General features: G+C 60.3%; 24 protein-coding genes and 1 pseudogene. 7 read left to right on the top strand and 18 right to left on the bottom strand.

Annotation, left to right across the window (positions count from 1 at the left end):
• The 9 genes from J2Y90_RS06255 to J2Y90_RS06215 all read right to left on the bottom strand — a co-directional run bounded on the left by J2Y90_RS06255 (window position 1) and on the right by J2Y90_RS06215 (window position 9,623).
• Window positions 1–804 (bottom strand): ABC transporter ATP-binding protein, encoded by an 804-nt coding sequence (locus J2Y90_RS06255; protein ID WP_253497546.1) that lies wholly within the window; start codon window positions 802–804, stop codon window positions 1–3.
• Entirely contained in the window at window positions 801–1,949 is a 1,149-nt protein-coding gene (locus J2Y90_RS06250; protein ID WP_042608281.1) for an ABC transporter permease, read from the bottom strand. The genes J2Y90_RS06255 and J2Y90_RS06250 overlap by 4 nt, the downstream gene beginning before the upstream one ends.
• Before the next feature lie 54 nt (window positions 1,950–2,003).
• Window positions 2,004–3,032 carry a DUF5924 family protein gene (locus tag J2Y90_RS06245; RefSeq protein ID WP_253497543.1) on the bottom strand — a complete coding sequence of 343 codons (1,029 nt, stop codon included), beginning with the start codon at window positions 3,030–3,032 and terminating at the stop codon, window positions 2,004–2,006.
• 174 nt (window positions 3,033–3,206) lie between these two features.
• Window positions 3,207–4,604: a M16 family metallopeptidase gene (locus J2Y90_RS06240; RefSeq protein WP_253497540.1), complete on the bottom strand. Its 1,398-nt coding sequence runs from the start codon at window positions 4,602–4,604 to the stop codon at window positions 3,207–3,209.
• Between the two features lie 165 nt (window positions 4,605–4,769).
• Window positions 4,770–6,428: a Na/Pi cotransporter family protein gene (locus J2Y90_RS06235; RefSeq protein WP_253497538.1), complete on the bottom strand. Its 1,659-nt coding sequence runs from the start codon at window positions 6,426–6,428 to the stop codon at window positions 4,770–4,772.
• 214 nt (window positions 6,429–6,642) lie between these two features.
• A complete protein-coding gene (locus tag J2Y90_RS06230; protein WP_253497536.1) occupies window positions 6,643–7,344 on the bottom strand; it encodes a hypothetical protein in 702 nt (233 codons plus the stop codon).
• Window positions 7,322–7,951 carry a hypothetical protein gene (locus J2Y90_RS06225; protein ID WP_042608274.1) on the bottom strand — a complete coding sequence of 210 codons (630 nt, stop codon included), beginning with the start codon at window positions 7,949–7,951 and terminating at the stop codon, window positions 7,322–7,324. The genes J2Y90_RS06230 and J2Y90_RS06225 overlap by 23 nt, the downstream gene beginning before the upstream one ends.
• Window positions 7,951–9,108 (bottom strand): DUF2515 family protein, encoded by a 1,158-nt coding sequence (locus J2Y90_RS06220; protein WP_253497534.1) that lies wholly within the window; start codon window positions 9,106–9,108, stop codon window positions 7,951–7,953. Before J2Y90_RS06220 ends, J2Y90_RS06225 begins: the two co-directional genes overlap by 1 nt.
• A gap of 17 nt (window positions 9,109–9,125) precedes the next feature.
• Complete coding sequence (locus J2Y90_RS06215) at window positions 9,126–9,623, bottom strand: PAAR domain-containing protein (RefSeq protein ID WP_253497532.1); 498 nt, start codon at window positions 9,621–9,623, stop codon at window positions 9,126–9,128.
• Window positions 9,624–10,160: 537 nt separating this feature from the next.
• Between J2Y90_RS06215 and J2Y90_RS06210 the strand changes: the two are divergent.
• Window positions 10,161–10,521: pseudogene (locus tag J2Y90_RS06210) on the top strand (DUF6124 family protein).
• 130 nt (window positions 10,522–10,651) lie between these two features.
• Here J2Y90_RS06210 and J2Y90_RS06205 read toward each other — a convergent pair.
• Window positions 10,652–11,419: a TerC family protein gene (locus J2Y90_RS06205; RefSeq protein ID WP_042608270.1), complete on the bottom strand. Its 768-nt coding sequence runs from the start codon at window positions 11,417–11,419 to the stop codon at window positions 10,652–10,654.
• Window positions 11,420–11,504: 85 nt separating this feature from the next.
• Complete coding sequence (locus J2Y90_RS06200; protein WP_042608269.1) at window positions 11,505–12,812, bottom strand: CitMHS family transporter; 1,308 nt, start codon at window positions 12,810–12,812, stop codon at window positions 11,505–11,507.
• A gap of 328 nt (window positions 12,813–13,140) precedes the next feature.
• Here J2Y90_RS06200 and J2Y90_RS06195 point away from each other — a divergent pair, with 328 nt between their 5' ends.
• Window positions 13,141–13,551, top strand: coding sequence for a GFA family protein (locus J2Y90_RS06195; protein ID WP_253497530.1), 411 nt, complete (start codon window positions 13,141–13,143; stop codon window positions 13,549–13,551).
• Here J2Y90_RS06195 and J2Y90_RS06190 read toward each other — a convergent pair.
• Window positions 13,548–13,874: a DOPA 4,5-dioxygenase family protein gene (locus J2Y90_RS06190; RefSeq protein WP_123417631.1), complete on the bottom strand. Its 327-nt coding sequence runs from the start codon at window positions 13,872–13,874 to the stop codon at window positions 13,548–13,550. The genes J2Y90_RS06195 and J2Y90_RS06190 overlap by 4 nt on opposite strands.
• Window positions 13,875–13,955: 81 nt before the next feature.
• Here J2Y90_RS06190 and J2Y90_RS06185 point away from each other — a divergent pair, with 81 nt between their 5' ends.
• Window positions 13,956–14,621, top strand: a complete 666-nt coding sequence (locus J2Y90_RS06185; protein WP_253497528.1) for an NAD(P)-dependent oxidoreductase — start codon at window positions 13,956–13,958, stop codon at window positions 14,619–14,621.
• Between the two features lie 46 nt (window positions 14,622–14,667).
• On the opposite strand, the gene J2Y90_RS06180 is transcribed toward J2Y90_RS06185, so the two are convergent.
• Window positions 14,668–15,618 carry a choline sulfate utilization transcriptional regulator gene (locus J2Y90_RS06180; RefSeq protein ID WP_253497526.1) on the bottom strand — a complete coding sequence of 317 codons (951 nt, stop codon included), beginning with the start codon at window positions 15,616–15,618 and terminating at the stop codon, window positions 14,668–14,670.
• Between the two features lie 114 nt (window positions 15,619–15,732).
• Here J2Y90_RS06180 and betC point away from each other — a divergent pair, with 114 nt between their 5' ends.
• From betC to J2Y90_RS06165, 3 genes are all read left to right on the top strand, one after another.
• The gene (betC, locus tag J2Y90_RS06175; protein ID WP_253497523.1) at window positions 15,733–17,247 is read left to right on the top strand and encodes a choline-sulfatase; all 1,515 of its coding nucleotides are present in this window, start codon (window positions 15,733–15,735) and stop codon (window positions 17,245–17,247) included.
• Window positions 17,248–17,263: 16 nt separating this feature from the next.
• On the top strand, window positions 17,264–18,184 hold the full coding sequence (gene choX, locus J2Y90_RS06170; protein ID WP_253497520.1) for a choline ABC transporter substrate-binding protein: 921 nt from the start codon (window positions 17,264–17,266) through the stop codon (window positions 18,182–18,184).
• Between the two features lie 255 nt (window positions 18,185–18,439).
• Window positions 18,440–20,008: a SulP family inorganic anion transporter gene (locus J2Y90_RS06165; RefSeq protein WP_253497517.1), complete on the top strand. Its 1,569-nt coding sequence runs from the start codon at window positions 18,440–18,442 to the stop codon at window positions 20,006–20,008.
• 77 nt (window positions 20,009–20,085) lie between these two features.
• Here J2Y90_RS06165 and aroE read toward each other — a convergent pair whose 3' ends face one another.
• Together aroE and hemF are read right to left on the bottom strand one after the other, a co-directional pair.
• Window positions 20,086–20,907 (bottom strand): shikimate dehydrogenase, encoded by an 822-nt coding sequence (gene aroE, locus J2Y90_RS06160; protein ID WP_253497514.1) that lies wholly within the window; start codon window positions 20,905–20,907, stop codon window positions 20,086–20,088.
• Between the two features lie 9 nt (window positions 20,908–20,916).
• Window positions 20,917–21,831, bottom strand: coding sequence for an oxygen-dependent coproporphyrinogen oxidase (gene hemF / locus J2Y90_RS06155; RefSeq protein WP_253497511.1), 915 nt, complete (start codon window positions 21,829–21,831; stop codon window positions 20,917–20,919).
• Between the two features lie 150 nt (window positions 21,832–21,981).
• Between hemF and J2Y90_RS06150 the strand changes: the two genes are divergently transcribed.
• Window positions 21,982–22,959, top strand: a complete 978-nt coding sequence (locus tag J2Y90_RS06150; RefSeq protein ID WP_253497508.1) for a quinone oxidoreductase family protein — start codon at window positions 21,982–21,984, stop codon at window positions 22,957–22,959.
• A 172-nt stretch (window positions 22,960–23,131) separates the two neighbouring features.
• On the opposite strand, the gene J2Y90_RS06145 is transcribed toward J2Y90_RS06150, so the two are convergent.
• The 3 genes from J2Y90_RS06145 to dprA all read right to left on the bottom strand — a co-directional run bounded on the left by J2Y90_RS06145 (window position 23,132) and on the right by dprA (window position 25,772).
• Entirely contained in the window at window positions 23,132–23,878 is a 747-nt protein-coding gene (locus J2Y90_RS06145) for a hypothetical protein (RefSeq protein ID WP_253497505.1), read from the bottom strand.
• Window positions 23,879–24,062: 184 nt separating this feature from the next.
• Window positions 24,063–24,620, bottom strand: coding sequence for an L-threonylcarbamoyladenylate synthase (locus J2Y90_RS06140; protein ID WP_042608257.1), 558 nt, complete (start codon window positions 24,618–24,620; stop codon window positions 24,063–24,065).
• 54 nt (window positions 24,621–24,674) lie between these two features.
• A complete protein-coding gene (gene dprA / locus J2Y90_RS06135) occupies window positions 24,675–25,772 on the bottom strand; it encodes a DNA-processing protein DprA (protein ID WP_253497502.1) in 1,098 nt (365 codons plus the stop codon).
• Between the last annotated feature and the right edge of the window lie 10 nt (window positions 25,773–25,782).

Below are 25,782 nucleotides of genomic sequence, written 5' to 3'. Positions count from 1 at the left end.
TCAGACCTCGTTGAGCAGTTTGGCGGCGTCCAGCGCCGAGCGGCCGCGCGGGCCGTGGAAGTATTCGTGAATCCACGCGTCGTCGGTTTCCGAGACGATGTCGATCGGGCCGGCCACCAGCACTTTCCTTTGCGCCAGCACCGCCACCCGATCGGTGATGGTGTACAGCGTGTCGAGGTCGTGGGTCACCAGAAACACGCTCAGACCCAGCGCATCGCGCAGGGTCAGGATCAATTGATCGAACTGCGCGGCGCCAATCGGATCAAGGCCGGCGGTGGGTTCGTCGAGAAACAGGATGTCCGGGTCCAGCGCCAGGGCCCGCGCCAGCGCCGCACGTTTGATCATGCCGCCGGACAGCGACGCCGGGTATTTGTCCGCCGCCGACAACGGCAGCCCGGCCAGCGCCAGTTTCACCGCCGCCAGATGCTCGGCGTCGTGACGGCTGAGGCCGGCGTGTTCGATAAGGGGCAGGGCGACGTTCTCGGTCACGGTCAGCGACGAGAACAGCGCGCCTTTCTGGAACAACACACCGAAGCGTCGTTCGATCAGCGAGCGTTCATGCTCGGGCAGATTCGGCAGGTTCTGGCCGAAGACTTTGACCATGCCTTCGCTGGGCCGATTCAGCCCGACGATGCTGCGCAGCAGCACCGATTTACCGGTGCCGGAGCCGCCAACCACGGCGAGGATTTCGCCTTTGTACACGTCCAGATCAAGGTTCTCGTGCACGCTCTGGCTGCCAAAGCGATTGCACAGGCAACGGACTTCGATCACCGCCTCCGAGGGCGCGCGGGGTAGACGACTCACCAGCCCATCTCCATGAAAAACAGCGCAGCCACCGCATCGAGCACGATCACCACGAAAATCGACTGGACCACGCTGGAGGTGGTGTGCGCGCCGACCGATTCAGCGCTGCCGCTGACCTTGAAGCCTTCCAGGCAGCCGATCGCGGCGATCAGGAAGGCGAAGATCGGCGCCTTCACCAACCCGACCAGAAAATGCTGAATGCCAATGTCCGATTGCAGCAACGAAAGGAACATCGCCGGCGAGATGTCCAGCGACACTGCGCAGACCACGCCGCCGCCGACGATCCCCGAGAGCATCGCCAGAAACGTCAGCATCGGCAGCGCCACCAGCAGCGCCAGCACCCGCGGCACCACCAGCAATTCGATCGGGTCGAGGCCAAGGGTGCGGATCGCGTCGATCTCCTCGTTGGCCTTCATCGAGCCGATCTGCGCGGTGAAGGCACTGGCGGTGCGCCCGGCCATCAGGATCGCCGTGAGCAGCACGCCGAATTCGCGCAGGAACGAGAAACCGACCAGGTCTACGGTAAAAATCGTCGCGCCGAAACTGGCCAGCACTGTGGCACCGAGAAACGCCACCACCGCGCCGACCAGAAAGGTCAGCAAGGCCACGATCGGCGCGGCGTCGAGGCCGGTCTGCTCGATGTGCGCGATCATCGGCGTGATGCGCCAGCGCTTGGGCCGCAACAGCCCACGGGCGATGACTTCGAGAATCAATCCGACGAAGCCGAGCAGCTGCATCGTGTCGTTCCAGACCTTATCTACTGCGCGGCCAATGCGCGTCAGCAATTGCACGCTGACGCTGACTTCCGGCTCCTTGATCGGCACGCAGAAATCGTTCAGCGAGCAATACACGGTTTGCAGCAACGCGCGGTCGGCCGTAGAAAGGGTGCAATCGGGGTGTTCAGCGGTCTTGCCCAGGCGTTCGGAACCGAGCAGCTCGACCAGCAACGAGGCGCCAGCGGTGTCGAGAGCGCCGAGGCCGTTGAGGTCGATCGGGGTATTGGCGTCGTACTGGCCGTGGAGCTTTTCGCTCAGGTGCTTGAGCGCCGTGTAGTGGGCAAGCGTCCAGTCACCGCTGACCCGCAGGCGGGCAGGGCTGAGCGCGGTGTCCAGGTGGGCACTGCCGGGGGTTGGGCTGCTGGTCATAAGCTCCGTGCTTGTACGGCCGTTACGAGATCCTACGTAATAGCACGAACCGGATTACTTTTCTTTGGCCGGTGTGCTGTCGGTAATTGCGAAACGCAGCACGCCGATCAACTGGCCATCCTCGGTCAGCACCCGCACTTGCCACTTGCCCGCCGGGTTGCCGGGGAAATTCTGTTTGTGCGTCCACGCCCGGTAGCCTTCCTTGCGCCCGCCATGGATGTCGAGGGCGATGCGGTCGACCTCTTTGCCGTTAAAAGTCCAGACGTGATAAATGCGCTCGTCGAGACCTCGCGGCGCGTTAATCGCGGTGTAGGCGTAGAGCCCGCCGCTGCGGATCTGCTCGGCGCTGACGGTATCGAGGCTGGCGCCGGGGGTGCGATCCTGCAGCTGGGTGCTGATCGCCACGTCGGTCATCCACAGCGTCGCCGGTGGCACCCACGAACGCAGCGCCCAACCGACGCCGCCGATGCCAAAGGTGATGAACAGAATCGCCAGGGCGTTGCGCACGGTGCGGATCGGGAAGATCGACGCCAGGCTCGGGAACGACAGCAGCACGGCAATCCCCAGCGCCCATTTGAAACTCTGCGCGGTGGTCAGGTGCATGATCACCGGCAACGCAGTGAGCAAGGCGGCGAACAGGGTCAGGGTGTGCAGCGCGAGAAACGCCCAGCGCCGTGGCGCCAGCCATTTGTAGTACAGCGGATCGACGATAGAGATCAGTGCAGCAATGCCGAGCAGCCCCGTGAAAATCAACTGGCCGCTGTTCCAGGTGGTGGTGATGAAGAAGAACGGGAGAACGAAAAACAGGCTTTCCTGATGGATCATCTGCGTCGCGTAGCGCAGCAGCGGCTGGGGAATCTCGCGCTTGAAGATCCGCGTGAACAGCCCGGTCAGGGTATTTTCCAGCATCAGCCAGATCCAGCTGAGCAGCATGATCACCGTGATCCAGCTCGCCAGCCCCTGTTGGCGATCAACCAGGATGAAACTGCCGACCCCGGAAATGAAACCACCCGCCGCAATCACCCCGGGGTAGCGCTTGATCAGCCCAAGAATGCGCTGGACCAGAAGGGTTAGTTTCGACATGTGGGCGCTTCACTGCAGGCTAAGAAAATACCCCGACAGAGTAGCGTCCGCCGGGCGTTGTGGCGAGGTGGATGGTCGCTAAACCGACCTGTAGGAGTGAGCCTGCTCGCGATAGCGGTGTGTCAGTTGGCATGTGCATTGGCTGACACACCGCTATCGCGAGCAGGCTCACTCCTACAGGGATTGGTGTTGCGCGGGTTTTCGGCGATGCAGGCGCCAGCCGATCACGATCAGCAGCAATACGCCGACACCACCCGCGACCAGCCACAACACCTGATCATCACTGATCAACGGCTTCTCGATCCGGATATACCCCGGCTGCAACAGCAGCTCGCGCATGGCCTTGTTCGCCGCGTCCAGCGTAACCCCTTGCAGCTCCCGCGCCGGGTTGGCGAAGCGGCCGTCCTGATAGTCGGCCAGGGCGCTCCAGTAATAGTCCGCCAGTGCGCTGTTGCCCTGCACGGCCCAGGCCTGATGGGCGATGGCGGCTTGTTTGATGCGGGCGAAGGTGTCTGCATCGAGGCCGTTTTTCAGCAAGTCAGCCTTGAGGTCTTCCAGCACTTGAATGGCTTCGTCGACGTCATCGCGATCAAGGTCAGCGTTGAGGCTCATGAAGCCGACACCGCCGAACACTTCGCGCTCGGCCCATGGCCCGTACGACAAACCGTGGTTGAGGCGAATCTGCCGATACAGCGCCCAGTCGAGGTAATCCTTGAGGATGTCGAACGTCTGGTCGTACTGATCGTCGAGCACCGGTTCCGGCACCAGCCAGTGCAGCTTGGCGCTGTCGCCGATAAAGCCCCGGGTGAGGGTGCGTTCATGGGCGGCGCTGGTGCGGATGTCCGGCAGCGCCCGGTGTTCGGTGGGCTCGACCGGCTCCAGCTCACCCCAGGTGCGCTCCAGATAGGCCGGCAGCAGTTTGTCGAGTTCGCCGACGACGATCAGGGTCATGTTGTTCGGCGCGTACCAGGCCTTGCGCACTTTCTCCAATTGCTCTTGGGTCAGATGGCCGACTTCGGCGCGCTGCGGGCATTTCAGACCCAACTCGACAGCCAGCTGATTGCTCGCGGTGTGGCCGAGGTCCTGACGGTCGAGGAAACGCTGCAGTTTGGTGTAGTGCCCGCCGTCCTCACGCTCGACCACCCGTTTGGCGGCGTTGATCGCGTTGTCGTCGATGCGTGTCTGGGTCAGCAGCGCGAGCAGCAGGTCGAGCACCTTGCGCTGATTTTTCGCCGGGGCTTCGATGACGAATGTAGTGTCGGCATTGCTGGTGAACGCATTCCAGTCACCACCCAACGCCTGCATGCGCTCTTCCAGACCGCCTTCACCGGTGGCGTCGATGCCGCTGAACAGCAGGTGTTCGAGCAAATGCGGCAGCTCTTTTTCGTCGCAGTCGAAGTCATCGAGACCGACGCCGACCACCAGCCGGATCGCCACATGGCCACGTTCGGTGCCGGGTTTGAGCATCAGTTGCAAACCGTTGGGCAGCGCATAGCCTTCGACCTGGAACCGATCCAGGGCGAAGGAGGGCAGGGAACCGAGCAACAGACAGGCGAACAACAGGCAACGCATAACAGGCTTCCATACGGCTGATTTGGAGATCCGTGTCGTGGTCAGCCACCAGCGCGGGCTGACCCGACTCTACATTTGGAATGCAATCCCTGTAGGAGTGAGCCTGCTCGCGATAGCGGTCTCAAGGCTGAACCACTGTAACTGACTGACCCCAGCCCCAGACGTTCAAGGCGAATGCGTAATGTCGGCCATGTCGTCGACCGCCAGCGCGCCAGTGTCCGCCGTTTCCAGCACCACATAGGCGCTGCTGCAGAACAGGGAATTGAGCCGCTTCATGTCGGCGATCAACTCCAGATGCAGCGAACTGGTCTCCAGACTCTGGACGATCTTGCGTTGCAAACGGCTGACATGCGCATGGGCCAGACGCCGTTCCTGCGCACGAAAGCGGCGTTTCTCCCGCAGCAGCTGCCGGGCGCTTTCGCGGTCGCCACTGAGGAACACCGACAGGCCCAGGCGCAGGTTGGCGATCAGTTGCTGTTGCAGCCCGGCGAGGTCTTCCAGGCCCTCTTCGGAAAACGAACGGCGTTGCGAGGTCTTCTGCTGCTGGATCTTGCGCAGCATGCGCTCGATCAGGTCGGCGGCGAGTTTCAGGTTGATCGCCAGTTCGATGATTTCGGCCCAGCGCCGACTGTCGTGCTCGCCGAGATCCTCGCGGGGCATTTGCGCCAGATAGAGTTTTATCGCGCTGTACAGCGCCTCGACGTCGTCGGTCAGTCGACGCATTTCCTGAGTGACGGCGGTCTGCTTGCCGCGCAGCACATCGAGGGAAGCGTCGAGCATGTTGTCGAGCAGATCGCCCATGCGCAGGGTTTCCCGCGCGGCATTGGCCAGCGCCAGACTCGGCGTGACCAGCGCGGTCGGGTCGAGATGCCGCGGTTTGGCGGTGCCGTTGACTTCCGGGCGCTCCGGCAGCAGCCACGCACAAAGCCGCGCCATCGGCCCGACGCTCGGCAGCAGGATCAGGCAGCGCGCGGTGTTGTAGAGCAGGTGGAAGCCGATGACCATTTCCTGCGGGCTGAAATCGAGGCTGTCGATCCAGTGCACCAGCGGATCGAGCACCGGGATGATCAGCAGCAGGCCGATCAGTTTGTACAGCAGACTGCCTAGCGCCACCTGGCGGCCGGCGGCGTTCTGCATGCTGGTGCTCATGAATGCAAGGATGCCGCTGCCGATGTTCGCGCCGATCACCAGACCGATCGCCACCGGCAGGCTGATCACCGCCGCGCCGGCCAAGGTGGCGGTGAGCAGCACGGCGGCGAGGCTGGAGTAGGAAATCATCGCAAACAGCGCGCCGACCAGGGCATCGAGGAGGATGTCGCCGGTCAGCGAGGCAAAAATCACCTTCACCCCCTGTGCGTGAGTGATCGGCGCAGCAGCCTCGACGATCAATTGCAGGGCGAGAATGATCAGCCCCAGCCCGATCGACACCCGCCCCATCTGCCCGAGCCGCGTCTGTTTGCGCGACAGAAAGAAAATCACCCCGAGGAAAATCAGCAGCGGCGACAGCCACGACAAATCAAACGTCAGCACCCGCGCCATCAACGCGGTACCGACATCGGCGCCAAGCATGGTCGCCAGCGCCGGGGTCAGCGCCATCAGGCCCTGGCCGACAAACGAGGTGACCAGCATCGCCGTGGCGTTGCTGCTCTGCACCATCGCGGTGACGAGAATACCGGCGATGAACGCCAGCCATTTCCTCGACATGTTCTGGCCGATGACATGTCGCAGATTGGTGCCATAAACCCGCAGGATGCCGGTTCGGACGATGTGCGTGCCCCAGATCAACAGAGCAACGGCGGATAGCAGATTGAGCAGGGTGAGCATGCAGACCCCCTGTAGTAGCAGCGCCCCAGAGGGGCAAGTGGACGGCACCGCGCGGTTTCTACGTTTTTGATACTTAAGCTGTAGTTGGCTAACGGTCTCGGCGCCAGCATTGCACAGCTAAAGCGTGGATTGAAACAAAAGTGTCATGAAAACAGCTTCACTCACATCGCTGAAACCGACACAGATACCTGTAGGATCAGCTTGTGGCGACTTTTCATGCCCCGCTTCGATCCCGACCCACACTAATATCAATCAAATATTTTGCAGTCCTCGGATCTTCCCTGTCACAGCTTGCGTAGCACTTGATCAAGAGCAGTAAGCTGTACTTTCCCGGTACGTACAAATCAATGCCTACAGGCTGATCAAAGAGTGTGGCCTGTAGCCGCTCACGCTTGGGAGCGGAGTCCACGCTGAACCAATCATTGTCTTCCAAAGGCTCAATCTTCCACCCGCGCGATTTGAGGATATTTTGCGTAGCAATCAATCGATCCAGAGCTTCTGCAAACGGCAAGGTTTCTGTCATCGGCGACGTCGTCAGTGTCGAGACTTTCTGACTCGCATAAGTAACGACACCGAACACGGTCAGGGGAAGCTTGAAACCATGAACAGGGTCGTCGAACTCAATGATCGTCGGACTGCTGATCCATGTAGAGCCGGGACGAGGGGGATCCGTCGGGTCATTAGGATCACCAGGATAAATTGCCGTTTTGTCTTCAACCGAGAAGGTTGAGTCCTTGATCACCTGTTCGTAAGGTTTTCCGATATGAACGCATAGGGTCGTGGCGCCCCATGGCCACGCCATGACACCACCCAGCAAAATCGTAGCGGCGCCCATCGACAGCCAATGCTTACCTGCCAAAGCCGTCGACTTCCTCTGAGACGATTGAAAACGGTCAATCACTGAAGTGATCTTCACCAAAACCCACATCGATCAAATATTTGGCCGTATCAGGATTTCGTTCGTCGCAACGTGCGTAGCATTTGATGTGGAGGAACAGGCTGTACTTATGCGGAATCAACAGAATGACACCGTCCAACTGGTCAAAAAGCTTGGCTTGAAGGCGCACCTTGTCTTCTTGAGTTTCAGTCTTGAGCCAATCATTCCCTTCAACAGCTTCTGGCGACCAGCCTGCCTTTTTGAACGTCTGCTGCAGCACTCCCAGCAGATTCACTGCTTGCTCGAAAGGTAACGTTTCCAGCATTGGTGAGGTAGAAAGGGTGATCGCTTTGAAATCAGACCAGCCAATCGCACCGAATTTTGTAACGGGCAACGTGAACCCGTGTTGTTCGTCATCGAATGTGATGACCACTGGGCTACTGATCCAAGTCGAACTTGGGTGAGGTGGATCACCGGGATAGATGGCAGTTTTATCCGTCACAGGAAATGATGAGTCGCGCACGACATCGTCATATGTTTTTCCAATGTGGAAAGAAATTTGTTGCGGACCTCTTCCGAAATAGAAGGTTAGCGCGATAGCTCCCAATACGGCGGCAGCAGCAACGTAGAAACTGCGTCTATGCATCACTTAACTCCCCCGCCAGCTGCAATTTCTCGGATAGATTGCTCAAGTTTTGCGCGAGAGGACGGCTGTTTAAGCAGTTCGTTAAATTGAGTGGCAGCGCGCAGTACGAACTCCATTCGCTGATCCTTATCGGCAAGGTTAGCCAGCGGATTGCTGCCAAACGCGACTTTTCGACTGTCGGGCGCTTTACATTGGCTAGCGAGAGTAAGCTGGATCTCCTCGGCAGCACCTGGCAACAATCCGGTCACAACAGAAATCACGTCACCGCCATGTGTGCCTCGCATCAACAGGGCAAAGTGGGTTTCGTCGTACATCGCCGGCTGAAGGATGTTGACTTGTTCATGGAGCGCCATTTGTTCAACGCTACCTGAAATGTTCCCTTGATCAATGGCTTTGAAGGTCGCGTAAATCTCAGGATTATCACGGCCAAACTCTACCTTCTCAGCAATCGGCCACATTACATCCTTCCCAATGCCACGCCGGCTTCTCAAACACTTTTCCATTTCCTTGTACCCCCGCACCATGAAAAACCGGTGCAACGGATAAACGTCGAGAAACAGCGACGTATTACCCAGCGCCAACATCTCATACACATAGTCCAGTTGCTGCTGAACCACTGAGCGTGGGTTGTCGCCGAAGGTGATGTCTTCAGTTGGCATCGGATTGGCTGCCCGAGCCTTGGCCAGCTCCTGCTCTGCCTCGGGATTGGTCCTGCTGAACTTGAAGCCGAAGCCTTCGAACAGGGTTTCCGAGGGAGCGGTTCGGAGCTTTTCCTGTGACGCTTTCTGTGCAGCGATGGCGGTTTGCAGTTTGGTGGCGTGGATCAGCCCACACCCCACCTGCTTAGAAGCAAACGCCGCCAACCCTGCCCACTGAAAGCGGTTATCCGCCAGCCACAACTGCGCATACGCGGCGTTGATCTTGCGGTTGCGGGCCTGGGGGTCGGCGATGAGGACGCCGCCGGGGGCGACCCACTCTTCGGCTTCTTTCTGGAAGCGGCGCCACAGGCAGTTGCAGGTCAGCAGCGGGACTTCGACGCGGGTTTTCGGGTTGGGGCCGGCGGTGCTGGTTTCCCGTTTGCAAGTGGGCAGCTCACAGGTGCTGTCCCAGAGCTTTTTCATGTCCAGGTCGTCTGGAGCGATGCATTGTCCGGTCATTGTTTCTTCCTTGAAGCTCAGGCGGTCCAGCGAACAATGGCGAGATCGGGCTGCAGGGTGGCGACGCTCTGGGTCATGCCCTGCGCATTGGTCAGGCCTGTGACGATACGGCCTTCGGCGGTTTCGATTTCATAACCCTGTTCGGCGATGGGTTCGCCATTGCCGGCGCTGACTGCTTTGAATTCGACCAAGGGCTGGCCGATGATCGGCAACGGTGGAACGAACGGAGCAGGGGTGTGCGAGCTGCCGATAATCACATTACCGGAACCGCCAATCACGACGCCGCCGTGGCTGGCCGTGCTGTCGAGGGTTATGGCGTTTTTGCCGTTGATGAACACCGTGGCGGAGAAGGCGCCATTCAGGGCTTGGCCGCAGGTGCAGGTGTCGCCGAGGCGAGCGGCGGCGAGGCCGTTGAAGAAGACATCGCCCGAACCACTGGCAATCGGGTTGGTGCCGTGGCCGGGAATCGGGCAAGTAGTCGGATCCGTGACGCGCGCGGCGGGTTTTCCAGACATGAACGTTCCTTGTTTGTCGGTGAGGCGAGCGGGGGACGCTAACGATCATTGCTTTGGGCGTCAACCTGGAGTGAGCCTGCTCGCGATTGCGGTCTGACAGCCACCATTACTGTTGAATGAGAAAATGCTATCGCGAGCAGGCTCACTCCTACAGGTTTTGCGGCGATGTTTTGAATGGGGATAAACACGGATTGCGCTGGGTGTTTATGCACACGCCGTGTTACGCGGCGACAGGCTACAAATCCTTGCGCCGTTGCCTACGGCTACGCCAGAATCCGCCGGCTTGTGCGCTTTGGGGCTGGTCTCTATCGTTTGCTGGCCACTGCTCATCAGTGGTCGGGATTAGTAGCCCGGGTTGCTAGTTATTGTGCGCAAGCATCGTTGCGTCAGGTTATGCCTGATCCTGATGGTGGTTGTGCGCAGGGCGCCTTCGGGTGCGCCGGAAAAGCTAGCTCCCCGGTCTACTAACCTGCGTACAGCCGCCTCCCTTCTTTTAGTAGAGAACGGCAGTGGCTTCATTTTATGGAGCAGCTGAATATGAAAAAGATAAGGCCAGATCCACCGGTCACCGATCTTCCTCACCCCGACCTCGAAGCGCAAAGACTCAAACAAGCCGCCGACCGCGCCCTCGATTTCTACCTATGTCCCGGTCTCAAACAAGACCCCGGCGCCGCGCGCAAGCCCAGCACCATTTTCCTCGTCGATCCGGCTGTGGATAACGAAACGCTGCTGGTGCACGCCTGCGAATCTTTAGAGTCGGGCGAGCATCATGGCCAGTGATCTGGCCGGGTTTATTGATGGGCCGCAGCGCAATTCATTGCTGGGGATCCAGCAAGTCATCATGTTGGGTGAGCTGGCCGTCAACCGCGTCCTCGACAACCTCGTGCCGCCTGCCTGAACACAGAAACAAATGTAGGAGTGAGCCTGCTCGCAACAGGGCCATCAGCTTCAACATCATTGTTGACTGACAGACCGCTATCGCGAGCAGGCTCACTCCTACAAGGGGGTGTTGCCTGAAGACTACCGGGTTATTGCCCCGGCACATCCTTGCGCAGTTTCACTGGATCCTGCTGTTGTTTCTTCTTGGCCATCGCACCGCGCAGTTTGATGTTGATCGCTTCCACCGCCAGGGAGAACGCCATGGCGAAGTAGACGTAGCCCTTTGGCACGTGCACGTCGAACGATTCGGCGATCAGTACGGTACCGACCACCAGCAGGAACGACAGGGCGAGCATTTTCAGCGACGGGTGCTTGTCGATGAATTCGCTGATCTTGCCCGACGCCAGCATCATCACCAGCACTGCCACGATGATCGCCGCGACCATGACCGGCACGTGGGAAACCATGCCGACGGCGGTGATCACCGAGTCCAGCGAGAAGACGATATCGATGATCGCGATCTGGATGATGGTGTAGAGGAAGTTGCCGCCCTTGCCCGATGGCGCGTCGTCGCTTTCGTCTTCGCCTTCCAGCGCGTGGTACATCTCCTGCGAGCTTTTCCACAGCAGGAACAGGCCACCGAAGAACAGGATCAGGTCACGACCGGAAATACCCTGGCCGAACACTTCGAAGAGGTCGGCGGTGAGGCGCATGACCCAGGTGATCGACAGCAGCAACAGGATCCGCGTGACCATGGCCAGGCCAAGCCCGAAGATCCGGGTGCGCTGCTGCATGTGCTTGGGCATGCGGCTGACCAGGATCGAAATCATGATGATGTTATCGATACCGAGGACGATTTCCAGGGCGGTCAGGGTAAAGAAGGCAACCCAGATTTCGGGGTTGGTCAGCCAATCCATGTGTATTCCTTTGAGCAATTGTTGAACCGCAAAAGGTCCGGGCTTCAAACCGCGAAGCCAGGACCCGCAACGGTGAGTCTTGGGCTTATAGAGTGCTGAACACCGGGAAAGTCCCCAACAGCAGTGCAGCAATCAGAATGCAGATACACACCAGGATCGCCCATTTCAGGGTGAAACGCTGGTGATCACCGAAATCGATGCCGGCCAGCGCCACCAACAGATAGGTCGATGGCACCAACGGGCTCAGCAAGTGGACGGGCTGGCCGACGATCGAGGCACGGGCCATTTCCACCGCAGTGATCCCATAGTGGCTGGCCGCTTCGGCCAGCACCGGCAACACGCCATAGTAGAACGCGTCGTTGGACATGAAGAAGGTGAACGGCATGCTCACCAGCGCCGTGATCACCGCCAGGTACGGGCCGAGGAACTCCGGAATCACCGCCAACAGGCTTTTCGACATCGCATCGACCATGCCGGTGCCCGACAGGATACCGGTGAAGATACCGGCCGCAAAGATCAGCCCGACCACTGCCAGCACGCTGCCGGAATGCGCGGCGACGCGATCCTTCTGCATTTGCAGGCACGGGTAGTTGACGATCATCGCAATACTGAACGCCACCATGAACAGCACCGGCAACGGCAGCAGGCCGCCGATCAGCGTGCACATCAGGCCAAAGGTCAGCGCGGCGTTGAACCAGATCAGCTTCGGACGGCGCGCATCGGGGAATTGCGAGACGCTGATTTCGCTGTGATCGATTTCGTCGCCGACCAGATGCAGCTCGCCGAGGCGGGCACGCTCACGCTTGCCGTAGAAGTAGGCAATCAGCAGGATCGCCACGACACCGGCGGCCATCGCCGGGATCATCGGCACGAAGATGTCCGACGGATCGACATGCAGCGCACTCGCGGCGCGGGCGGTCGGGCCGCCCCACGGGGTCATGTTCATCACGCCACCGGCGAGGATGATCAGACCTGCCATGATCCGCGGGCTCATGCCGATGCGGCTGTACAGCGGCAGCATCGCGGCTACACAGATCATGTAAGTGGTCGCGCCGTCACCATCGAGGGAAACGACGAGCGCCAGAACGGCGGTGCCGACCGAAACTTTCAGCGGGTCGCCCTTGACCAGTTTGAGGATCTTGCGCACGGCCGGGTCGAACAGACCGGAGTCGATCATCAGGGCGAAATACAGAATGGCGAACATCAACATCACGCCGGTCGGCGCCAGTTTGGTGATGCCCTCGAGCATCATCGGACCGATCTTCGGCGCGAAACCACCGAACAGGGCGAACAGAATCGGGATGATGATCAGGGCGATCAGCGCAGACAGGCGCTTGGTCATGATCAGGAACATGAACGTGATGACCATGGCGAAGCCAAGGAAAGTCAGCATGGGAATACTCCAGGCGTAGCGCGGCTAATGGAATGAGCGGATCGGGCGGGATCAGCGCAGAACGGGAGGCGCGAGGCGTACGGGCGGAGTAATAAGCAGGAAGCGGGAGAGACGGCGGGTTGCAGAGGACATCAGAATCACCATTGTTGTTGTTAATTGGGCCGGGCCTGTGGAACTGACACAGGTCTTGGGCCAACCGGTCTGTTGCCGGGAGTGAGGCGATCCTAATCGGGGAAGCTTTCAGCTACCTTTCGCTAATGAACGCGAAGAATGAACGGTCAACCGGCGGTCGGATGTCGCGAGCGCCAATAAAAATGGGAGAAGGGCGGTGGAAACCAACCATGCACATCACGGCGGCTGTCACTGCAGACACATCCGCTATCAGTTCAGCGGTCCGTTGCGCGATATCGCTCATTGTCACTGTTCGATCTGCCGCAAGGTCAGCGGCGGCATCGTCACCACCTGGATTACCGTGCCGGCGGCGAACTTTCAATGGCTGGCCGGGACGCCGGCGCGCTATGACTCGTCGGCCAGTTGCGCGCGGTTCTTCTGCGCAAACTGCGGCGCACAACTGGCGTTGGTGACCTCGCTCAGCCCCGAGAGCATAGACGTGACCATCGCCACGCTGGACCACCCGCAAACGGCGCCGGCCGAGCGGCATATCTGGACCGACAGCCGCTTACCCTGGCTGCATCTGGATGAACATCTGCCCGGCGAAGCCGAAGAAACCCTCGATTAGAACACCGACAGATTCAGTGGCCGCACCGCACCCATCCAGATCGCGTGGTCGGTGTGGTCAAGCAAGTCATCCCCCGTGTCCGGATGCAGGAACACCACCAGGCCTTTGCGGTTGAGCGCCAGCCATGGCAGCACCTCGCCGATCAGCTCGGGGCCGAAGGCCAGTTGGCAGCTCCAGTCGGGGTGCGGTCCCACCGGGCGTTCGTGCACGCGGCCCATTTTCAGCGCAAACAACTGCGCGGCCTGTTCGCACAAGGCCCGCGCCTGGTCGATGGTTTTCGCGTCGAAATAGACATGGGCGTGGTAGCCCTTGATCCCTTGCATCGTGTCGCCTCTCAATCGGTTCGAACCCTTGGCTGTTTCCACCGTCACAGGCCATATAGGACAACTATAAGGAAAACAGCCATGAAAAATGCCGAAACCCCAGTGGTGAAAGTGGTGCTCTATGGTGCCATGGCCAGCCTGGGCGGTGCGTTGATGGCTGAATTGCTGCGCCGCCAACACGAAGTCATCGCCATTCTCGACGATCTCACCGCACTCGCGCCGCGTCCGGGGTTGCGCACCAAGACCGGCGATCTGTTCGATGCCGAGCGGGTCAATCAGAGCGTCGCCGGCAGTTCGGCGGTGATTTGTCTGCTGGACGCGCCGGGGCTGCCGTTCAGCAGCGACCATGTCGAGCGCTCGGTGACACTGGGGCCGGTCGAACAGGTGCTGGCAGTCGACGCACTGGTCGAAGGTTTGCAACTGGCCAGCGTGCCGCGCTTGTTCCTGGTGGGCAACTTTGGCGTGCTCGACGAGCCTGACAGTGATGATCGCCTGCAACGTCACGCCGCCGAAGAAATCCTTGAGGCGGTGCAAAGCAGCTCACTGCGCTGGACCCTGGTCAATGCGCCGCATGGCGTTGCCGGGTTGACCATCGAGCACTTCAGTCAGGTTGGCGGCAATCTCGAGCCTGGTCTGGCTGAACCGCTGGAGCGCTTGAACCGTGTGGCGATGGGGATTGCCGATGAGCTGCGGTTGAACCTGCATGTCGGTGAGCATGTGAATTTTGTGGCGGCTTCAGATTTTTAAAAGACCGCGCCTCTAGGAGCTGCCGAAGGCTGCGATCTTTTGCTCTTCACACCGCAATTGAAGGCAGAGTCAGACCGTTGAGAGATTCGGCGCTGCTAGCCTGCTCGGCCATCAACCAGTCAACGAACAGTTGAATCAACGCACCCCGGCGCTTGCGTTGCGGCAGCACCACGTAATACCCCAGCCGCGATAACGTGGTTTGCGCCAGCGGCCGGCACAGCAACCCCTGCACCAGCAAGTTATCCACAAGGTGCCGCCAGCCGATCGCCACGCCTTGCCCGCCGATCGCCGCTTGAATCAACAAGGTGTAATTGTCGAAGCGCAACTGCCCGGGCGCCGGCGGCGTGGTCAGGCCCAGTTGGCGGAACAGCCCGCTCCAGTCGAACCAGTTGCTGCTGTTTTCGCCGCGCAAATGCAGCAGTGGAAATTCCAGCAAAGCCTGCGCGGGCAGCGGCAGTGAGCGATCCTTGAGCAACAGCGGACTGCACACCGGGAACACTTCCTCGCTGAACAGCCAAAGGCTCTCACCCTGCTTGAAGCGACCGTCGCCAAACAGGATCGCCACATCGATATCGGTGCGCAGCATGTTGTGATTGCGCTCGCTGGTGACCAGGCTGACATCGATGTGCGGATTGGCTTCATGGAAGCGATGCAGGCGCGGCATTAACCAATAGGCGGCGAAAGCGAAATCCGTGGCTACCTGGAGCACTTCATGTTGTTGCTGTGTGCTAATCGCGCTTAACCCTGCGTCGATATTCTGCAAACCGAGGGCAACTTGCTCGAAGAGCAGGGCGCCGACTTCTGTCAATTCGATGCCCCGATAAATGCGATCGAACAGACGCGTACCGAGCTGTTCTTCCAAACGTTTTATCTGCTGGCTGATCGCCGGTTGCGTGGTGCCGAGCTCTACCGCAGCAGCGGTAAAACTGCGATGGCGGGCCGCTGCTTCGAAGGCGCGCAGCAGGTCGAGGGACAGGTCACCGAGGGCGTCATACATAAGCTGTGCTTATCCTAGTCATTGTCCGGCGCGGGCTTTACCGGAACAGGGATGGAATCCATGCTCGATCGCAGCACTCTCGCATAAATATTCAACATGGAATGCCGCGATCACATGAAGCGCAAGAACATTCTTTTCATCATGGCCGATCAAATGGCCGCGCCAATGTTGCCGTTCTACGGCCCGTCGCCGATCAAACTGCCGAATCTGTCCCGCCTCGCCGCCCAAGGCGTGGTCTTTGACGCCGCTTATTGCAACAGCCCGCTGTGCGCGCCGTCGCGTTTCACCCTGGTCAGTGGTCAGTTGCCGAGCAAGATCGGCGCCTACGACAACGCTGCTGATTTCCCTGCCGATATCCCGACTTACGCGCACTACCTGCGCCGTCTCGGCTACCGCACCGCGTTGTCGGGGAAGATGCACTTCTGTGGGCCGGATCAGTTGCACGGTTATGAAGAACGCCTGACCAGCGATATCTATCCGGCCGATTACGGTTGGGCGGTGAACTGGGACGAGCCGGATGTACGGCCGAGTTGGTATCACAACATGTCGTCGGTACTGCAGGCTGGACCGTGCGTGCGTACCAATCAGCTGGATTTCGACGAAGAGGTGGTGTTCAAGGCCCGGCAATATCTGTTCGATCACATCCGCGAGGACGGCGACCAGCCGTTCTGCCTGACCGTGTCGATGACCCACCCGCACGACCCGTACACAATTCCCAAGAAATTTTGGGATATGTATGACGACGCCGATATCCCCTTGCCTACGGCCTTGAACCAGGACGAACTCGATCCGCACTCGCAACGGCTGCTCAAGGTTTACGACCTGTGGGACAAGCCAATGCCTGTGGATAAAATCCGCGATGCGCGTCGCGCCTACTTTGGTGCTTGCAGTTATATCGATGCAAATGTCGGCAAATTGCTGCAAACACTTGAGGAAACCGGGCTGCTCGATGACACCATCATCGTTTTCTCCGGTGACCATGGCGACATGCTCGGCGAGAAGGGCCTCTGGTACAAAATGCACTGGTTCGAGATGGCCGCGCGGGTGCCACTGTTGATCAGCGCGCCGGGACAGTTCGAGGCGGGCCGGGTCAGTGCCGCCGTTTCCACCGCAGATTTGCTGCCGACGTTCGTGGATCTGGCCGGTGGCACGCTTGAGCCGGGCTTGCCACTGGACGGCCGTTCCTTGCTGCCGCACCTGCAAGGGCAGGGCGGGCACGACGAGGTGTTCGGCGAGTACATGGCCGAAGGCACCGTCAGCCCTTTGATGATGATCCGCCGGGGCGCCTACAAATTTATCTACAGCGAAAGCGACCCGTGCCTACTCTTCGATGTGGATAACGACCCGCGCGAAGAAGAGGAACTGAGCCAATCGCCGCAACATCGTCCGCTGTTCGAAGACTTTCTCGCTGAAGCGCGGGGTAAGTGGGACATTCCGGCGATCCATCGGGATGTCCTGGCCAGCCAGCGCCGACGCCGTTTCGTCGCCGACGCGTTAACCATCGGCAAGCTGAAGAGCTGGGATCACCAGCCGCTGGTCGATGCCAGTCAGCAGTACATGCGCAACCACATCGATCTGGATGATCTGGAGCGCAAGGCCCGTTATCCACAACCCTGCCAAAACCAATAATGTTAAGGGGAAGTCCATGCGCAAGTTATCCACAGCTGTCACCGTCGGCCTGATTGCGTTGAGCAGCGCTTCGGCCTTCGCCGAACAGGGCTGCGAAACCGTGAAGATGGCCGATCCGGGCTGGAGCGACATCGCCGCGACCAATGCCATCACCGGATTTCTGCTGGACGGCATGGGCTACAAGGCCAAGGTCGACACCCTCGCGGTGCCGATCACGTTTGGCGGTTTGAAGGACGGCCAGGTCGACGTGTTTCTCGGCAACTGGATGCCGGCGCAGCAGGGCTTCTACGACAAGTTCGTTGCCACTGGCGACGTGACGCAGCTGGCGAAAAACCTTGAAGGCACCGAATTCACCCTTGCCGTTCCTGACTATGTCTGGGAGGCAGGCGTGCATGATTTTGCCGACCTGAACAAATTCGCCGACAAGTTCGACAAGAAAATCTACGGCATCGGTTCGGGGGCGCCGGCGAACATTTCGTTGCAGGACATCATCAAGAAGAACGACTTCAACATGGGTCAGTGGAAGCTGATCGAATCCAGCGAGCAGGCGATGCTGGCCGAAGTCTCGCGGGCGGTGAAGAAACAGAAATTCGTCACCTTCCTCGGCTGGACCCCGCACCCGATGAACGTACAACTGAAAATGCGCTATCTGAAAGGCGGCGAAAAATACTTCGGCGACACCGGCAGCGTGTTCACCCTGACCCGCAAGGGCTACGCCGAGGCCTGTCCGAATGTGGGCAAGTTGCTGACCAATCTGGCGTTCACTCAGGACATGGAGAACAGCATCATGGCCGAGGTGGTGAACAAGAAAGTCAGCAATGCCGAAGCGGCGAAGGCGTGGATCAAGGCGAATCCGGCGGTGCTGGACAAGTGGCTGGATGGCGTGAAGACCGTGGATGGCAAGGATGCGTTGGCGGCGGTGAAGGCGAAGCTTTGATCTCAGGGTGGCTGGAATAGCGTTCGGCTTGAGATTTTTGCCCCCTCACCTCAGCGCTCTCCCCCAAGGGGGCGAGGGGGAAAGGGAGCCGATCGCTGTTGAATCAAAACGTGCGTTCAACGCCGAAATCGCAGGTCGGTGAATCTTCAACAAACAGCTCGGTCAGTTCCCTCTCCCTCCGGGAGAGGGCTAGGGTGAGGGGTTTTTCCGCCTGACACCCTGATACCCTGAACAAAACTCCAACCGTGAGGACCCATGGCCTTTCCCAGCCGTCATTCACTATTCCCGTTCCTGACCTGGCTGCCACGACAGACCCGCGCCAGCGTCGGGCGGGACCTGATCGTCGGCCTCAGCGGTGCGATTCTCGCCTTACCCCAGTCGATCGCCTACGCACTGATTGCCGGGCTGCCACCGGAATACGGCCTGTATGCGGCGATTATCCCGGTGTTGATCGCCTGCCTGTGGGGGTCGTCATGGCATCTGATCTGCGGCCCGACGGCGGCGATTTCGATTGTCCTGTACGCCAGCGTCAGCCCGCTCGCGGTGCCGGCTTCCGAGGACTACATCACTCTGATCCTGCTGCTGACGTTCCTCGCCGGGATTTTCCAATGGTTGCTCGGCTTGCTGCGCTTTGGCGCACTGGTGAATTTCGTTTCGCATTCGGTGGTGCTCGGCTTCACCCTCGGCGCCGCCGTGGTGATCGCCATCGGCCAATTGCCCAATCTGCTCGGGCTGGAGTTGCCGGCCAACACCACGGCGCTCGCCAGTCTGATGGACCTGTTGCGGCATCTGGGGGCTGTGGATAAACCGTCGCTGATGCTTGGCGTCGCAACGGTGATCGTCGGCGTAATACTGAAAAAACTCGTGCCGCGCTGGCCGACGCTGTTGATTACCCTGGTGCTGGCCAGTCTGCTGGTGTGGATCTGGCCAGGGATGTTCGGCCATGTGCATCTGGTCAGCGCTTTCGTCGGGCGTCTGCCGCCGTTCAGCCCTTTGCCGCTGGATCTTGAAGTGATCCTGCGCCTGCTGCCAAGCGCTGTCGCGGTGGGCATGCTCGGGCTGGTCACCAGTCTGTCGATCGCCCGTTCGATTTCGGCGCGCTCGCAGCAGCTGCTCGACGCCAATCAGGAAGTCCGCGCACAGGGCTTGTCGAACATTGTCGGTGCGTTCTTTTCCGGGTCGCTCTCAGCCGGATCGTTTACCCGCTCGGGCCTGAGCTACGAGGCGGGCGCCTGCTCGCCGCTGGCCGGGGTATTTTCGGCGATCTGGGTGGCACTGTTCGCAGTGTTCGGCGCGGGGCTGATCGCGCACATTCCGATCCCGGCGATGGCGGGCAGCATCCTGTTGATCGCCTGGGGTCTGGTCGATCATCGCGGCATCCGCGCCTTGCTGCGGGTCAGCCGCGCCGAGTTCGTGGTGATGGCGTTGACTTGCCTCGCGACCTTGCTGCTGGAACTGCAGACGGCGATCTACGCCGGGGTGCTGGCGTCGCTGTTCTTCTACCTCAAACGCACCTCGCAGCCACGGGTGCAGCATTGGCGCGACGGTGACGACGATGTGCTGCGGGTGGGCGGCTCGATCTTTTTCGGCGCCAGCCATTACCTGCAAGTGCGCCTGCAACGCTTGCACGGCGCGCGAGTGGTGATCGAGGCGCAGCAGATCAACTTCATCGATTATTCGGGGGTGGAGATGCTGCATCAGGAAGCGCGGCGCCTACTGGGTCAGGGACGCAGCCTGACCTTGCGCCGGGCGCGGCCGCCGGTGGTGGAGGAGTTGAGGAAGCTGGAAGGGGCGCAGAAGTGTCCGATCCGGTTTGAGGATTGATCTGATATCGCGGTGGTGATGCGATTCGCGAGCAAGCTCGCTCCCACATTGGTCGCATTTCAATGTGGGAGCAAAGCTTAAAGGGCCAACTGGCGGCGCAGCTCGGCGAGTACCGGCGCGGTATCCGGGCGCACACCGCGCCACAGCCAGAACGCCTCGGCCGCCTGTTCGGCGAGCATGCCCAGACCATCCATCGCCAGCGCCGCGCCGTGCTCAGTGGCCCAGCGGCAGAACGCGGTAGGTTCCTTGCCGTACATCATGTCGTAGCACAGGGTCTGGCCCGGCTCGATCAGGCTTGGCGCGATCGGCGGCACGTCGCCGGTCAGGCTGGCGGAGGTGGCGTTGATGATCACGTCCACCGGCTCGCGCAGCCAGTCGAAACCACTGGCCGACACCGGTCCCAGGTCGCAGAACAACTCGGCGAGCTGCTCCGCCTTGTCCACCGTACGGTTGGCAATGATCACCGAGGCCGGTTTCTCCGCCAGCAACGGCTCCAGCGCACCACGTACCGCGCCACCGGCACCGAGCAAAAGGATGCGTTTACCCGTCAGGCTGAATCCGGCGTTCACCGTCAGATCGCGGACCAGACCGGCGCCGTCGGTGTTGTCGCCGAGCAGTGAGCCGTCGTCCAGTTTGCTCAAAGTGTTCACAGCCCCGGCGCGCTGTGCGCGTGCGGTCAGGCTGTTGGCCAGACGGTAAGCGTCTTCCTTGAACGGCACCGTCACGTTGGCGCCGCGCCCCTCTCGAAAGAACGCGGTGGCGCAGCCAGCAAAATCGTCGAGCGGCGCCAGCAGCGTGCTGTAATCGAGGCGCTGACCGGTCTGTTCGGCGAACAATTGGTGAATCATCGGCGACTTGCTGTGGCCAATCGGATTACCGAAAACAACGTAACGATCCATCACCCGTCCTCAGGCCTCGGCCAGCCAGTCACGATCCTGCAGGAAATACTCGGTCAGACGCGCTTCGGCGCTGCCCGGCTCGGCCTTCCAGTCATAACCCCAGCGCACTTGCGGCGGCAGCGACATCAGAATCGATTCGGTACGGCCACCCGACTGCAAGCCGAACAGCGTGCCACGGTCGTAAACCAGGTTGAATTCGACGTAGCGGCCACGACGGAATTCCTGGAATTCGCGCTGCTGTGCGGTGAACGCGTCATTCTTGCGCCGCTGCACGATCGGCAGGTAGGCCTCGATGTAGGCGTCGCCGATGGCGCGCATGAAAGCGAAACTGGTATCGAAATCCCACTCGTTCAGATCATCGAAAAACAATCCGCCAATGCCGCGCGGCTCATGACGGTGCTTGATGTGGAAGTAGGTGTCGCACCAGGCCTTGTAACGCGGATAGACGTCCGCACCGAACGGTGCACAGGCTTGCTCGGCGACGCGGTGCCAGTGAATGCAATCTTCCTCAACGCCGTAATACGGGGTCAGGTCGAAACCGCCGCCGAACCACCAGACCGCTTCTTCGCCTTCTTTTTCAGCAATGAAAAAACGCACGTTGGCGTGGGAGGTCGGCACATGCGGGTTGTGCGGGTGGATCACCAGCGACACGCCGAGCGCCTCGAAACCACGCCCGGCCAGTTCCGGCCGATGGGCACTGGCCGACGGCGGCAGACCGCTGCCGAACACGTGGGAAAAGTTGACCCCGCCCTTTTCGATCAGCGTGCCGTTGTCCAGCACACGGGTGCGCCCGCCACCGCCCGCCGGCCGGGTCCAGGCGTCTTCGACGAAGCATTTGCCGCCGTCTTCGGTTTCCAGTGCAGCGCAGATGCGGTCTTGCAGATCGAGCAGATAGGCCTTTACGGCGTCGGTGCGGGTCGTCATGGCTTCACCTTGAATCGGGCGGCGCCCCGGCAGGCGGGCGGCGCAAATGGGCGCGTAGCATACCATCGCAGACCGGCGCGCCGCAGTTGACGAAGATCAAGCAGGGGAGTTGGATAGAGGGCTTAGCAACGACCCAAGGAGAGCAGGCAGATGGCAAAGCGTATCCAGTTCCGCGCCCACGGCGGTCCCGAAGTGCTCGAATATGTTGACTACGAACCCGCTGCACCCGGGCCGAATCAGGTGCGCGTGGCCAACCAGGCGATCGGCCTGAACTTCATCGACACCTATTACCGCAGCGGCCTCTATGCACCACCTGCCTTGCCGTCCGGCCTGGGTTCGGAAGGCGCCGGCACGGTCGAAGCGGTGGGCAGCGAAGTCACCCGGTTCAAGGTCGGCGATCGCGTGGCATACGGCAGCGGCCCGCTCGGCGCCTATAGCCAGCTGCATGTTCTGCCGCAGGACAATCTCGTTCACCTGCCCGATGAAATCAGTTTCGAAACCGCTGCCGGGGTCATGCTCAAGGGCCTGACCGTGCAGTACCTGCTGCGCCAGACCTACGATCTGCGGGGCGGTGAAACCATTCTGTTCCACGCAGCGGCCGGTGGCGTCGGCTCGCTGGCCTGCCAGTGGGCCAAGGCGCTCGGCGTGAAACTGATCGGCACCGTCAGTTCAAAGGAAAAAGCCGAACTGGCCAAGGCCAACGGCGCCTGGGCTACCATCGACTACAGCCATGAAAATGTGGCCGAGCGCGTGCTGGCGCTGACCGACGGGAAGAAAGTCCCGGTGGTGTATGACGGTGTCGGCAAGGATACCTGGCTCACGTCCCTGGACAGCGTGTCGCCACGCGGCCTGCTGGTGAGTTTTGGCAATGCTTCGGGCGCGGTCGACGGCGTCAATCTGGGCATTCTTGCCGCGAAGGGCTCGCTGTACGTCACCCGGCCTACGCTGGCGACCTACGCGAACAACGCCGAGAACCTGCAGCGCATGGCCAACGAACTGTTCGAGATGATCATCAGTGGCAAGCTGAAGGTCGATATCAGCCAGCGCCATGCATTGGCGGATGCGGCGAAAGCACAAACCGAACTGTCGGCACGGCGCACTACCGGCTCCACGATCCTGTTGCCGTAAAGTTGATACCCGGCGAACTCTTCCATGAATTCGCCGGGTATCTTCCAGCTATATCAAGTACATCTTCCGGTGAAGTTTCTTCGCCGCCGGCCTACGACCGGAAAACTTCCTGCGCAACTTCTTCGATTCATATACAAGCCATTTCTCCGCCCACTCTTCGATCACTGGCGGATCAATACTGACGGTTATATTCATCACGATACTCCGGCTGATGCGCGTTCATGTTTACAGGCTGATCAAGGGCCATCAGTATTTGTCGCCACTCGGCAGACAACAACCAATAATCGCCACGGGCGCGTTGTTCGAGATGCATCGCGTGCGAAGCGATCGGGGTCAGGCCGAAACGCTGAAACAGTTGCCGCTGCGGCGTTCTGCACAAAGCCGTCACCCCTTGATATCCGCGATCGATTGCCCACGCGGCAGCAGTGGCGAGCAGACCATTGATCGACACCGGCCGATGCTGCTGGGAATGGGTAATCAGGCGACTGAACTCGATGTGCCGCGCCAATGCCCCGGTGGGAGAAACATGATGCTGCGCCAGTGAGGCCCATTCGAACGGCGCCGGGGTTGCCCGCAGCACTGCAATGAGTTGATCACGCTGGTACAGCAAAAAGTGCGTGCTGCGTGAGGTAATCGCCAAGCGGGTCTCCAGTGCCCGGGCTCTGGAGGTCAGCATGTAATGCTGCAATCGCAGGCGAAATTGCCGATTGATGAAGCGTTCAAATTCCCCGGCATCCGACCCCGCCTCAAGAACGGCCACACGATAATCGGCCTGTTGATTCTTGAGTGTCTCCTGAAAGCCCTGCAGATAATCCTTGAGGTGTAAATCCGTAATATCCATTACTTCTCCGCAGCCATTAACATTTCGAAGTTGTTTCAAGCACATTGAAAGAATGGATGCTTTTGGAAATCTCGCCACTGCACGCGTTCTGATAATCCCGTGGGAAAACTTACTGATATTTCAGACTCAAAGATCCGTCTGACGCATGAAAGAACAATGGCTACAGATAAGTTTTAACAGATGCAGGAAATAATCGCAGGCATGCGCAAAACTCCTCGCCGATACCGCCGAGGAGTGCGCAAAAAATATAAAAAGAATGGCGTCAGTCAGGACGAATGACGTTACCGCTGGCCAGATCGCGAATCACGCTGGGGTTCTTGCGTCCGCCAAGGCTGCCGCCCAGCACCAGATCAACCTGCCCACGGAAATACTGCTCGACGCGCAAGCGCGTGCGCGCTGGCGGTCGCCCCTGGGGATTGGCCGACGTCGAGATCAGCGGCCCGACCAGCGAGCACAAGTCGCGCACTTGCGGGTGATCACTGACCCGCAGCGCCACGGTGTCATGCACACCTGTCACCCATTCCGGCAACAGGTTCTGATGCGGTACCAGCCAGGTGTTCGGCCCTGGCCAAGTACTGGCCATGCGGTCGATCCAGTCCTGCGGAAAGTCTTCGAACAGGAAATCGAACTGGCGGATATTGTCGGCGACCAGGATCAGCCCTTTGCTGACCGAGCGATTCTTGATCGCCAGCAAGCGGTCCACTGCGTCTTCATTCCACGGGTCGCAACCCAGCCCCCAGACGGCTTCGGTTGGATAGGCAATCACCGCGCCGGCGCGAACTTCACGCGCGGCTTGTTGCACACGCCAACTGTTGACCATGAAAAACTCTCCACAAACAGGTTTCGCGCAGTTTACCGATCTTCCCCGTAAAACCTAGCTCGACCGTGCCAGCCAGCGACCGTTTTCGCATACCGCCCGGCCGTCGATCTCCAGCTCGGTCAGCGTCGCCAGCACTTTGGGCAGCGCCCAGCCACAGCTCGCAGCCAAGGCTTCGCTGGTGTGCGGCGCCGCGTGAAGCAGCGCCAGCAACGGGTGGTCGGGCTGGGTTGGCGCTGTGGATAACAGCGGCTGCTGCCAGCCGCGCAGAGCTTCGAGGATGTGTTCAATGGTCTCCACGAGCACCGCGCCGTCGCGGATCAACTGGTGACAACCGCGCGCACCGGGGTGATGGATCGAGCCCGGAATCGCATACACCTCACGCCCTTGCTCAGCCGCCAGTCGTGCAGTGATCAACGAACCGCTGGCTACGCTGGCCTCGACCACCAGCACACCGAGGGCCAAACCGCTGATGATGCGGTTACGACGCGGGAAGTTGCTCGCGCTCGGCCCGGCGTCCAGCGGAAACTCGGAAATCACTGCGCTGCCCGAGGCGATCATCGCTTCAGCCAGGCGTTTATTGCGTTGTGGATAAAAATTTTCCAGCCCGGTGCCGAGCACACCTACGGTAAGCCCGCCAACGTCGAGTGCGGCCTGGTGCGCAGCAGCATCGATGCCCAGCGCCAGCCCACTGGTGATGACAAAACCGGCTCCGGCCAGACTGCGGGAAAACGCCGCTGCCGTGTCCATGCCCGGACGTGAGGCACGACGGCTACCGACCATCGCCAATTGCGGTTTTTCCAGTATCGACAGATCGCCGGCAACGAATAACAGCGGCGGTGGATCGGGAATCTGCGCCAGCAACGCTGGGTAATCCGCTTGATCCCACATCAGCAAATGTTGACCGGGGCGCTCTAGCCAGCGCATTGCGTGGCTGGCGCCGTCGCGCACCGTCGGACAACGCCGCGCCTCGGCACAGGCCGTCGGCAACCCCAGCGAGCGCCAGGCACTGGCCGGCGCACTGATGGCTTTCGACGCAGAGCCGAAGGCTTCGAGCAGTTTGGCGAAACGCTTGGGGCCGATCTCCGGCATGCGGTGCAGGCGCAGACGCGCCTCCAGTTCCGCCGGGGAAATGGCCGTACTGACAGACAACATGAATGGATCA

The sequence above is a fragment of the Pseudomonas koreensis genome (assembly GCF_024169245.1).
GTDB classification, from domain to species: Bacteria; Pseudomonadota; Gammaproteobacteria; order Pseudomonadales; family Pseudomonadaceae; genus Aquipseudomonas; species Aquipseudomonas koreensis_F.
Note: the sequence above shows the minus strand (reverse complement) of the source record. Positions and strands in the feature narration are given on the sequence as shown.